We start from the raw sequence: 11,867 nt of genomic DNA on the forward strand, positions 1-11,867 counted from the left end.
ATACTTCGTCATCGGTTAACAGATAAGAAATATTTATAATATACACCTTGACCAGTTTGTATAGTCTTAATCTTCTTAATAAGTATCTTGTGGAGTTAACCAGACTAAGCAATAATATAAATACCTCAAATTTTATGTGAAATCAAAATCATTATTTCAATGCAGTATTTTTAACTAAATAACCATCTTTATCCAGCCTAACTCCAAAATAATCAAATACAGTTCGGATTTGATTATCATTTTGATGCTCATATCTGTTTGAATGTGTTAATGCTGTGCCTCGATGGAAATATTGATATAATGCATCAAACGAATAATCAGATTTATGTTTATATACTACATGTTTTAAAGTTTGTTTTAACATTCCACAATACCAAAACCAAACATCATCTGCATAAGGACACAATTTTTTAAACATTTTATCATCCATAGCAAGTAAATCTAAAGAATGAGGTGGATATAACACTCCACCGACTCCACAAGGGAAAATTAGATTATATCCAATAGTGTTTTTTTTGTATTGCATCCAATTTTCATACATAGCTGCATAACCATTTTTGATAATTGGTTTACTAGCATTTAAACAACAAATTGCATCAGGAGTTTTGTTACTAGCATGTGTTAGACGCTCTATCGTGTCTCTTGTATAAATTATATCATCATCTACTGTGATTATATAATCATTAGGATATTTTTTTAAACTAGGAATAAGCTTTGTATAAGAACGCATATCCTCACAATACAGTACTTCTAAGCCTTTATGTTTTAACTTTTTTAATTTTGGTGGTAAATTTCCATCATTCCAGAGAGTTTTATCTAAGCATAGGACAATATGATCAGGAGGCATAGATTGTCGCAAAATAGAAACAATGGAATAATAAACGACTGATGTTTTAACTCTACGTCCATAAGAAGTTAAAGAAACTATATAACGCCCTTCTGCTTTCTTTTTAGTTGGCAATGATGGAATACTAAAAAGATGACTATCAACAAGCCATTTATACAAATATCCAGCAACTACATTTTTTAGAACTAACAATTTACTTAACATAATGGTATGAAAAAGTTGTATGCGCTTAATTTTGATGTAAGCGTCCAATTTTGACGTATCCCATAGGGAAAGCCCCTTTAGGAAGCTTTCCTCTTAAAGTTTTCAAAAACCGGACTTGATTTTTAAAGTTTGTTAGTGTTGATTCCAATGGTTATCGGTAGCAAGTTCTCATAATCCCTGCGCCCTTTGACCACCTCACGGAAAAGATTCTTCAAATAAGCCAGGGCGGAGATACCGTTGGCCCGGCAAGTAGATATCAACGTATGATAGGCGGCCGACACATTCGCCATGCGGTTACTGCCAAAGAACAACGAGTTCTTCCGCTCACCCGCCAAGGGACGGATGAAACGCTCCGCAATGGTATTGTCGATACTGTAGCGGCCGTCTTTCAAGTAAGCGAATATCTGATTCCAGAAGTTCTTCAGGTAATTGACCGCCTTTTCCATCAGATCTCCACGGGGAGGATGACCCTCCGAAGTCAGCACATTCAGAAAACTGCGCATGCGACCGATGACTTCCTTTGTCCGCAGGGAATTCCGCTGTCGGGTTATCTCTTCAGCTGTTAGACCGGACTGGCGATAACTGTCTTCCTGCCCATACAACCAGCCGATGTATTCCAGCATCTGTTTCGCATTCAGGTCACCGCCCTGCTCGTAGGCATACACGAACTTGGCGCGCGCATGGGCCAAGCAGCAGAGGTGTTCCGTGTCGTACAGCCTGTCTTCCAGATACATGTACACATTGTAGCCGTCCGACTGCAGCGCCTTGATCTGCCGGTCGCCCAAAATGTTCTTCAGGGCATCACGGCTGCGGGAACCTTCCTCATAACAGTAGATGACAATCTTCTCTTCACGGTTGACCAGACACCAGATATATCTTTTGCGATAACGGTCCTGTACCTTCACCTTGCACCAGGTCTCGTCGCAGTTCACGATGGCATCTTTCTCCATGGCCATATTCTTGAGCGTTTCAACCAGTCTCTTGGTAAACCCTGCACCTTTCTCAAGCCAGTTGGTCAGGGTCATGCGGCTCAGGAACATGCCATGGTCATTCAGACGGTACATCTCACGGTAATAAGGTACATTCAGCACAAAATGGTTGAAGGCCAGATGGGCCAGGAAATCAGCGGATGCGTGGGTCCCCGGAACTACATCCATGTAATCGGGGCCTCCATCTTTGGAAAGGTAGCCTTCGCAGATTCTACCGTCCGGCAGCTTGTAACGGACAACCTGATACCTGTGCTCCAGAATATAGCTCACTTGCTCGTAGGAATACTTGTGGAATGTCTTGATAATAACAGCTTCTTTCGGCAAACGGCAGAAATCGAAATCATGGCACACGGACTTATCTGCCTTCATACGTTTGTAAGAAATTCCCTGGCGGTATGGCCGTTCCTGTTTACTACCAGCAGATGACGGAATGTCCGTTCCCCTCTCCTCCGAAGGAAGGTTGGGAGTGGAACTGCCGTCAAAATCTTCCTTGTCAGCTTCGCGGGAATCGGAACCACGGTTCTTGGACGAAAGTTTCTGGGTCTTGCCGTCGAAGCGGTTCTTGTCTGAAAGCTTCTTCTGTTCCTTCAAGGCGGCATTCTCCTTCCGGAGCTTTTCTATCAAGGCATCACGATCCGACAGCATACGTTTCAGCTCATCATTTTGTCTCAGTAATCGCTGGGAATTTTCATTCAGAGCCAGCAGCTGCTCGGTCATACGGTCAAGCTTTTCCAGAAGCTTTGCTTCACGTTCCTTGTCAGCCTTGCGTAAGGCAAAAAGTTCGTCAAGCAACATTGATTTTTCCATGGAATTCATATCATCTCCCCTTTGCCATATTTGCAGCGCATATCATGGAAGTTTCGCAGGTAATAAAACCTGTTCATTCCTGTAATGTTTAACATAGCACCTCCAGCTTCTCTACCAGGTTCTTCAAACCCTCGTAGCTTAAGTTCCGTTGCTGTATGTGCATTCCACCCGTCATATGGATATCTATCATGAATCTCACCGTAGGGGATGACAAGGCACCTCCCATGGATGGGGTGGAAGCTGAAAGATCCTTTTCCGATTCTTGCTCCACTTGTTGTCCTTCTACCTGTACTGGGACAATGTGATGTCGGGTATCCTTGTTCCATTTGTGAAACAGATTGTAGGGTACTTTGTTTTTCAAACAGAAGTCCTGGACGGACTCGCCTTTTGCGGTATCGTCTCCGCTTTGTAACGGATGAACAAATGCTCAAAATCACTGCTGCTATACATGTTTACTGAGTTTTTGATTACAGCAGTGAAGGTCGAGTTTTTTTTGTACTTCAGGGCAAGACGTCAAAATTGGACGCTTACATATTATATTGGTTCGTCTACAGAGCCTTTATCTATCGGTTACTCAAATTCCTTCAGAGCATCACAGCTGCAGAAACCACCTTTATAATTGTTGGAGAGGAGGTCTATTTTTTGTACTTATAGTGATTTATCATTTGTGTGGTTATAAATTTAGCAATTGTTTACTTTTCTCTAAGGCTGAATAAATGACTTGATCCATGTCATAATATTTATATTCGCCAAGTCGACCACCAAATATTACATGCTTTTCTTTATCGGCTAAAGCTTTATATCGATTATATAATTTTATATTATAATCATCATTTATTGGATAATATGGTTCATTGCCCAAATGCCATTCTGTGCTATATTCACGACTAATAATTGTATGTGGAATGTCTTCACCAAGATTGTTTTTCCCAAATTCAAACCATTTATGTTCAATAATTCTTGTCCAAGGCGTTTTTGTGTCGGTATAATTTACTGCAGCATTTCCTTGAAAATTAGAGATGTTGAGAATTTCTTCTTCAAAGCGAACGGAACGATATTGAAGTTCTCCTAAAGAATAATTATAAAAAGTGTCAATAGATCCTGTATATACTATTTTATCAGCCTTTCTATCCCATTCTGTTTTATTTTTTAAATAATCACTATCTGTTAATACTTCAATACCATTTAATATATTTTTAACTAATTGGGTGTATCCTCCTATAGGGATACCTTGATAAAGGGCATTAAAATAGTTGTTGTCATATGTAAATCTAACAGGAAGTCTTTTAATAATAAATGCTGGTAATTTTGAACACGGCCTTCCCCATTGTTTTTCAGTATACCCTTTTATAAGTCTCTCATATATATCAATACCTACAAGTGAGATTGCCTGTTCTTCCAGATTTTGTGGTACGATGATGTTGGCTTCTTTTCTTTGTTGTTCTATTATTCTCATTGCCTCTTGTGGTGTTGTAACTCCCCACATTTTATTAAATGTATACATATTAAAAGGCAATGAATATATATCACCATTGTAATTTGCAATTGGACTATTAACAAAGTTGTTGAAAGATGCAAAGCGGTTAATGTAATTCCATACTATTTGATTATTGGTATGAAATATATGTGCGCCATATTTATGCACATGAATATCTTCAATTTTTTCTGTATAGACATTTCCACCAATGTGTGAGCGCTTATCTATAACTAAGACTGTTTTCCCATGATCTGTAGCTTCACGAGCAAAAACTGCTCCATATAATCCCGCACCAACAACCAAAAAATCTTTTTTCATAAATATTTATTCTCAATTTGTTTTAATAAAGTATTAAGATGGTAACCGTGAATTAACTTTTCTTTTTCTATACGTACTGCACAAAGGATATCTTGATACATATCTTCATTAATAGAATCTATGACTTTGTCAATATCATATAGAGTATCTACTGCTATACCTAAGTTGTTTTCTATTATATAATTGGCTATTGCTGCTTGACGCCAAATAATTATAGGGCGTTCTGCAACTATATACATAGATACTTTATGAGGACAATTATATCTCATGTATTCACCACTGATACCATTACAAGTGTCTATAGAATCTCCGTCCCATACCAATCCCCATCCACCGTGTAGGTTTTCTATTAACTTTTCAGATGTATAAACTCCTGCATATTCGACATTCTCATTTTTTGTAATTTTATCCAAATCTGTTATAGGTGCACCGTATATCAGGAATTTAAGGTTGGCTAAACGACCTATTTCTTGCAAAAAAGTAGATTTTGCTAGATTTCCAGCAAATGTCACTTCCTTTTTATTATGAGTTGATATTACTTGAAAAGGATTAGTCATTAGATAATCAAAAATTTCTAAATCAAAAATTTCTGTAGTAAGCCCATTTAATTTAAGATAATGGCTCATTTGAGCATTATGACTAATTACTGCATTGAATTCATTTAATATAGATATCTCTTTTTGTATATTTTTTGTTCCACGAAGAGATTCTAAATCATGAATGATGACGAATTTCAAACATGTCTTTGATTTTAGGTATTTATAACAAATATCAAGGTTGGCGGGATATTGTACAAATAAATATTCCTCTTTTTTAAGTTTACTGATAGCTATTATTTGTTGTATAATACGCAAATATCTATTATTGGAGGGACGATATAAATATTGATAATTGCTATTTGATAGAATTTTGCATACATCTTTTTTTGCTTTACCTGAGGCATTTCTAGTATCGCGTTCAACGACATTATATTGTACTTTTCTCATGATTATTTTTATGAATAAGTTGTTTTACCATTATAGTAGTCTCTTTAATTATATTGCGATTTATAATGATTGCAGCAACAAATAGAATCGACAACAAAATAATAGACAGATAGTTGTTTACGAGATATATGGTAAGAATTTGAATAAACACAATGATTAGATTAGAAAATACTAATTTTTTTTCAGATGGAATGGATACCATTTTTCTTGTATCATATATACGATAGATGTATAAAATAAAAAAACTGAGGAAACTAGCTAACGATACGCCCCATAAACCACAATATCTTATACTTAGCAAATTGAATATAACATTAATAACAGCGCATACAATAGATGTTTTTAAAACACCTTTTGTTCTCTTGAAAGCAACATAAAATGATCCATAAAAACCAGCCAAACAAGCAAATATTGTACTAATTAAGAGGATAGGAATATAGTACCAAACTTCATTATATGCTGTCGATAAAAATGTATTAACAGCTGGTTTGATAAAAATCATGATAAAAGATGCAGATAAAAATAGGCCTGAAATAATTAGTGTATATATTTTATGATAAAAATGCTCTTTTCCTTCCTTATTATGTTCTTCAATTACTGAAATCTGCCAAGCCATTAAAAAGATTTGGTAAACGATATTGATAATCATTGGTATCTTAGTAGAAATAGCAAATAACCCGTTTTCTTCAGCAGACAAATAATATAATATCAAATATTTATCTGATGAATTGATAATCCACCACATGATTGCGTTAGGTACTAGAGGAATACTATATGCAAGCATATTTTTAATATCGGTTTTATTTATTTCTGTAATCGAAAAATATCGCCAACTTCTTGTTATGAAGATGGATAAAAACAGTGTTAAACCATATGAGATAATCATTGCAAGTAAGTATCCTTTAATGCTATAATGGAAATATCCGACAAATAAGACAATTCCAATTGCTTGAAGTAATGTTGAAATAATACCTAATGCTGAATAAAGTTTATTCTGTTCCAATCCTCTAATATAGGCCAATTGTATATTGAAGAATACAGATATTACCATGTATACATAGAAATATATCCAATATGGCTTTAATATTTCTATATGTTTGAATACCAATATGCTGGATAAAAATAGAAGAGAGCCTATAGTACCTATTATACAAGAAATTGTATAGATTTTACTCCGATTACTATCCTTGTCTAACATGTAACGTAATAATGCATCGTGAATACTCAAAGAAGCAAAAGGAGTACATAGATATACAGTAATCATTACTGTGTCTATAATACCATATTCATAGGTGGTTAGCCAATAAGTATATAGGGGAATGAATAGAAATTGGATTAATCTACTCCCCATATTTCCTATTAGAAAGGTTATGATATTAACACCTAGTTTATTGTACTTTCCCATAGATTTATTTGCGTAACAATACTTTCAATAGGTTGTATCCTTTTATGCCTATTAGTTTAGTTATTATTTTCTTCCTTTTTACTTGGAAAAAATGTTTGGGAATTAAAGTGTGAAGTGTATTATCGTATCCTTTCTCTTGCAAGAGGTTAAATATAATATCACGTTCATGGGGACGATTGCATGGTCGTGTTAGCGCATGGCTTGTTTTGTAAATAAAATTATTTATATCTATAGGTTTAACATCTAAGTCCGAAGACAGTTGTCGCATAATGTCTTTTCCTTGTTGTGTGTTAACTGCCAATAATGAAACTCCACTATATAGCTGATTTTTAGATATACTATTCTGATCTATTCCCCAAAAATCAGCAGCGGTGAAATCGCTGATACGCAGGCGTCCACAATATTTACAATGATAACAGGATTCGCGTAAAAACAAATTCTTGTTAAATCCTGGAAAAAACATGTCTTCATCGTAGTTACTTATAATTAGCTTACCATTCTCTAATTCAAACCAAGATCTTGAGCTTTGTGGCCAACCTGAATTTGTTTTTTTGATACGGAAACCAAAATCTTTTATTGATTTTCCATACTGTTTCATTCTATCTTTTATAAAGTATTTAATAACATTACGACTGGTTACGCCATGACATAATACATCCATTGTAATTAATGTGTCTTTGGGAGTCTTAGCTAGAACTTTATATAAGCCTGCTATTTGGCAAGCAGTTCCAGTAAATAATACCCATCTCCCTTGAAGTAACCATTTTTTTACTTCAATGTAAGTATGCTTTATGTCACTTTGATAGTATTTGCTTCTTCTTAATTGATCTAATTCAGATTGATTTTCTATACCAATGTGATATGTATATACCTTAGAAGCATTTTGAATAACTCCGTAAACAATACCTTCTTTTTGGAAGACATAATTTGCTAATGCTGTAAAAATCCCTCCAGAAGAACTCTGTAATAAAACTTCTTCGGATCGATGCCATGCCATATAGAAGCTGGCATCATGTTTTGGAACAGGAACATTTTCTGGGCAGGCATTTACGCATCGTTTGCAATAGAGGCATGTATCAAAGTCAATTTGAGGGTATTTGAAGCCCTCTGAATTCTCTACCATACTAATGCAACCATGAGGACATATTTGCTCACAAGCTCCGCAGCCTGTACAATTATTTATTGTGCAAATTTTAAATATTTCTTTAGACATGTAATATTAAATTACTCTTGGATTTTTTTTCTCTTACCATCTTCAATGGCAGATTTTAAATAATCAAGTGATGCATTAATTGCATCTTGAATTATTATTTCTTTTTCTGTATATGAAATAGGAGTTTTAAATAGGAGAATACTTTTTTCAATGTTATTTGTTTCCCGTTCTTCAAGATGAAATTTGGTCAGTATATTCTTTTTTCGATAATCAGCTTGCGTAGTTTCTAATAAAGAAAAAGATTTCCTAAAATGGATAGAAAAAGACATGCCATGAAAAGTATCTGTAAAAATATAACTAGCGTTAGCAAAAATAGATAAAATTTCTTTTGGTCCAGAAAATGCAGCATTATAGATTTGTTTACCCGTGATTGGAGCAAATGGTGAAATTGTAACAAATTGGAAATTGGGATATTGGGATAATATCTTATTTATTAGTTCAATCCATCTTTTACGTTTCTTCATGCCTTGTAAACTGTAAATTAAAATGTATTTTCCTGTTGGTAAATAAGTATCGAATTGGTTAGCAAGATTAATCCAACTGGAATGAGAAATTAAATAAGTAGGGTCTAATACAACTTCGACATGTTTATTAATGATTTGTTCAATTAGTTCTTTTCCATGCTGCTCACGAACTGAAATATGTGAAAAGCTTAATAGATTATCTTTCTGTTTTATTAATTCTTCCAAACTGGAAACTCCTGTTGAACTTGCATAAGAAATTTTATACTTGTCAGTAAAGTTTAAAAAATAAGGACTTCGAGAATCTTCTTTTGAAGAAACAAATTCCGGAACATCATATCCCCATACTTGATCACTTCCTGTTAAATATTCATCGTATTTGTTTGAGAAATTTTTCAAATCGCGTACGACATTTACCTCCTTTGAAAGATTTAACCAAGTAGTAATAAAATCTTCATATTTTTGATTGGACCTTCTTTTGTTATTTATGTATCTTAGCTGTAGTATGTTTCTTACTATAGTTTTCCAGCCTCCTGTTAAAGGAAAAAGAGAGTATTTATCTTTTTGGGAGAGCATTCGATAATTTATGATTTCATTATCATATCCCAAACACTTCAACGTTTCTTGAAGTGCAAAAGCTTGCCATACAGATCCAAAATTGTAAGATGCATGAAAAGTAATAATGCCTATTTGCATATTCTAGTTTTTTTATAAAATAGTGAAGGAATTAATAAAGAATATACTAAAATTTCCCATGGTCCCGATACAATATAGAATGTTCCAAAAAAGGAAAAGAATACAAAATATGTAAGATATATTGCTAAATATGTATGTAATTTATTTGATTGTGTAATTCCTTTTTTGTAGATTAAAGCTGATATAAAACCTATTATTATTAGTACAATGCAAAAGCATATAACTTCCAAGGCATTTCCATTTGATGGGAATATATATCCAATGGCATCAACAACATTGCTAGTTTCTCCTTCATTGTGAACGGGTAGATGCTGTTGTGCTTCATGTTGGAAATAAGTTACATCATATAATTTGCCAAGGAACATATTCGGAAGTGCGAATATAAATGTGAGTATTTTATAAGCTAAATTTGTTTCAGGTCTTATACCAAGAGAAAAGATATAGTTATCATAGATTATAGATCCTGAACAGTATTTCCACAAGTGATTATAATAAAAAGCGGATTCTACCTCTACTTCTTTCATTGCAAACGTGAAAGCATAGTTAGATATAAAAATAACAGTTACAAAAATAACTAGTGTAAATAATGCTTTTCTTAATAGCGATTTTCTGTATATCATTGTAAACATAAATAAGATTACAAAAAATCCAATTATATTATATTTTATTAGTGTGGAAAAAGTTATTATTATTAAAAGTATGATAGGTAATAAATATAATATTTTTTTGGGGTAATATGTCCAGTAAAGAAATACTATTGGACATATTGAATAAGATAAATTAAGCAAATGTCCTACTATACCATTTCCCATAATTCCTTCTGCATCATCAATATTAATTGCAGAAAAAGCGCCTGAAGTAATTAGTGATTTTACTTTTATTAATCCTATCAATGCTATAATATAAAGGGTAATAGTCATAGCTTTAATATGATAGGCTTTTAGTTTCTTTAGATTATCTTCTTCAATAACTTGACCTTGTTTTTTGTTATTCACAAAAATTGTACCAATGTAAAAGCATATTATGCCACACAATAGCATTAAAAGGACTTTATCTGAAATTAAAAAGAATCCCAATCGGTGAATAAAAATATTGTTTAGTGCAACTAATAATAAATATGGGCCAGCTAAAATTGAAACAATATTAATCCATCGACCTTCTTTCTTGTATTGAATATAAAGGAGTAGAGATATTATAAATAAAAAAATAATTAAAATCATATTAGGTTGTTTATTTCCACTTCCAATGTGTCTCTTAGTGTTTTTTTGTAAGTATCCACTTTTAACGTTCTCCATAGGGAAAGTTCTTTTGGAGTGTTTCCCGATTAAAGTATTGGTAATGATCAATGATTAATGTAGCCTACTTCGACAATATGCATTATATTCAGCATGACAGGAAGGCATTACAAGTGAGCACGGAGTTTAATGGTGAATAATTATATTGTGCACCACAGATGATACAGATAAAATGCTAAAAAGTGATTGCCAACTCTTCTGTGCGTTTGTTTATATGCCTGTGATTTTTTTACAAATATCCCTGGCTGCATACCGACGGGATCTTAGAGTGAAATATGTGGCTGTGTCGGAACACAGGCGGCCCGCCTGCGGCTGGGGACTCCTGGCGCAACACGAATGGTCCGGACTTGCGAAAAGCTCGGATACAGGTTGTTTGTCAGTGTGTTGCGGGTGGAGTAGAGTAGAAGCTGATGCTTGTTTGCGGAAGGGAGGACGGAACGTCCGGGTACGCTACGCGGTCGCCTCTCACAGGTAGATGATCGGAGAGACGGACGTCAAGTTCAGTTTCTGCGGGGACAAAGATAGTGCAAACCGAGCGAAGTACAAAATAAAAAACATTTTTTTTATTTTTACTTCCAAGGGGCTTCATTAATTGAGAATTGATAATTGAAAATGGAGAATTGAGAATTTTTTTAGCGGTTAGTATTCCATACAGGGATGGTTACTAACCGCTATTGCTGTTCGTGGTCAGTCTTCTGCCTGGAAATGGCTCTCCAGACGATTGACGAGGGTACGCAAGGTGCGTAGGGTACGGAACTCTTCGTGCGTGGCCGGAAGATGGCCATGGGTGTAGAGCTGGCGCAGGATGTTGCGGAAAATCTGCGTCAGGGCCAGGCGGCGGTTGCGGACATGACTTACTTCGCCTTGCAGGGTATGGAAGTGCTTATCGTCGATCCATACTTCGACACGAAAAATCTTTTTCATAAGTACAGGATTTAAAAGTTTGTCCGGCTAATATGTGAAAATGAAAATTTATTTTAAACGGGGATGTTGGGATAAATGTGCGGAATGGTGCCTGTGTAGTGCGTCTGAATGGATTTTATGCCCGTATTTTCTGATTTGCAGGATTGAAAAAGAAGAATGAAATTTGTCAATGATTAATGAACAATGAAGAATAAAATGAAGAATGAAGAATGAGGAATGAAGAATTATTAATTATCAATTTTCAA

General features: G+C 34.6%; 10 protein-coding genes. All 10 read right to left on the minus strand.

Annotated features, from left to right (window positions below):
* Positions 1–151: 151 nt before the first annotated feature.
* Positions 152–1,051, minus strand: coding sequence for a glycosyltransferase family 2 protein (locus HF894_RS02035; RefSeq protein ID WP_204970914.1), 900 nt, complete (start codon positions 1,049–1,051; stop codon positions 152–154).
* Positions 1,052–1,173: 122 nt separating this feature from the next.
* Positions 1,174–2,856: an IS66 family transposase gene (gene tnpC / locus HF894_RS02040; RefSeq protein WP_204970915.1), complete on the minus strand. Its 1,683-nt coding sequence runs from the start codon at positions 2,854–2,856 to the stop codon at positions 1,174–1,176.
* Positions 2,857–2,935: 79 nt separating this feature from the next.
* Entirely contained in the window at positions 2,936–3,208 is a 273-nt protein-coding gene (locus tag HF894_RS02045; RefSeq protein WP_246593102.1) for a hypothetical protein, read from the minus strand.
* 312 nt (positions 3,209–3,520) lie between these two features.
* Positions 3,521–4,642, minus strand: a complete 1,122-nt coding sequence (gene glf, locus HF894_RS02050) for a UDP-galactopyranose mutase (RefSeq protein ID WP_204970916.1) — start codon at positions 4,640–4,642, stop codon at positions 3,521–3,523.
* Positions 4,639–5,628, minus strand: a complete 990-nt coding sequence (locus HF894_RS02055) for a hypothetical protein (RefSeq protein ID WP_204970917.1) — start codon at positions 5,626–5,628, stop codon at positions 4,639–4,641. The genes glf and HF894_RS02055 overlap by 4 nt, the downstream gene beginning before the upstream one ends.
* Positions 5,609–7,033 carry a lipopolysaccharide biosynthesis protein gene (locus tag HF894_RS02060; protein WP_204970918.1) on the minus strand — a complete coding sequence of 475 codons (1,425 nt, stop codon included), beginning with the start codon at positions 7,031–7,033 and terminating at the stop codon, positions 5,609–5,611. Before HF894_RS02060 ends, HF894_RS02055 begins: the two co-directional genes overlap by 20 nt.
* A 4-nt stretch (positions 7,034–7,037) precedes the next feature.
* Positions 7,038–8,246: a Coenzyme F420 hydrogenase/dehydrogenase, beta subunit C-terminal domain gene (locus tag HF894_RS02065; RefSeq protein ID WP_204970919.1), complete on the minus strand. Its 1,209-nt coding sequence runs from the start codon at positions 8,244–8,246 to the stop codon at positions 7,038–7,040.
* An 11-nt stretch (positions 8,247–8,257) separates the two neighbouring features.
* Entirely contained in the window at positions 8,258–9,403 is a 1,146-nt protein-coding gene (locus HF894_RS02070) for a polysaccharide pyruvyl transferase family protein (RefSeq protein ID WP_204970920.1), read from the minus strand.
* Entirely contained in the window at positions 9,394–10,698 is a 1,305-nt protein-coding gene (locus tag HF894_RS02075; RefSeq protein WP_204970921.1) for an oligosaccharide repeat unit polymerase, read from the minus strand. The genes HF894_RS02070 and HF894_RS02075 overlap by 10 nt, the downstream gene beginning before the upstream one ends.
* A gap of 687 nt (positions 10,699–11,385) precedes the next feature.
* The gene (locus HF894_RS02080) at positions 11,386–11,622 is read right to left on the minus strand and encodes a hypothetical protein (protein WP_021847225.1); all 237 of its coding nucleotides are present in this window, start codon (positions 11,620–11,622) and stop codon (positions 11,386–11,388) included.
* Between the last annotated feature and the right edge of the window lie 245 nt (positions 11,623–11,867).

The sequence above is a fragment of the Caecibacteroides pullorum genome, from assembly GCF_019239235.1.
Lineage (GTDB): Bacteria > Bacteroidota > Bacteroidia > Bacteroidales > Bacteroidaceae > Bacteroides > Bacteroides pullorum.

Excerpts from the sequence above, each read along its gene's own strand:
- glf (WP_204970916.1), bottom strand. The coding sequence starts at position 4,642 with ATGAAAAAAGATTTTTTGGTTGTTGGTGCGGGATTATATGGAGCAGTT.
- tnpC (WP_204970915.1), bottom strand. The coding sequence starts at position 2,856 with ATGAATTCCATGGAAAAATCAATGTTGCTTGACGAACTTTTTGCCTTA.
- HF894_RS02035 (WP_204970914.1), bottom strand. The coding sequence starts at position 1,051 with ATGTTAAGTAAATTGTTAGTTCTAAAAAATGTAGTTGCTGGATATTTG.
- HF894_RS02060 (WP_204970918.1), bottom strand. The coding sequence starts at position 7,033 with ATGGGAAAGTACAATAAACTAGGTGTTAATATCATAACCTTTCTAATA.
- HF894_RS02080 (WP_021847225.1), bottom strand. The coding sequence starts at position 11,622 with ATGAAAAAGATTTTTCGTGTCGAAGTATGGATCGACGATAAGCACTTC.
- HF894_RS02055 (WP_204970917.1), bottom strand. The coding sequence starts at position 5,628 with ATGAGAAAAGTACAATATAATGTCGTTGAACGCGATACTAGAAATGCC.
- HF894_RS02065 (WP_204970919.1), bottom strand. The coding sequence starts at position 8,246 with ATGTCTAAAGAAATATTTAAAATTTGCACAATAAATAATTGTACAGGC.
- HF894_RS02075 (WP_204970921.1), bottom strand. The coding sequence starts at position 10,698 with ATGGAGAACGTTAAAAGTGGATACTTACAAAAAAACACTAAGAGACAC.
- HF894_RS02070 (WP_204970920.1), bottom strand. The coding sequence starts at position 9,403 with ATGCAAATAGGCATTATTACTTTTCATGCATCTTACAATTTTGGATCT.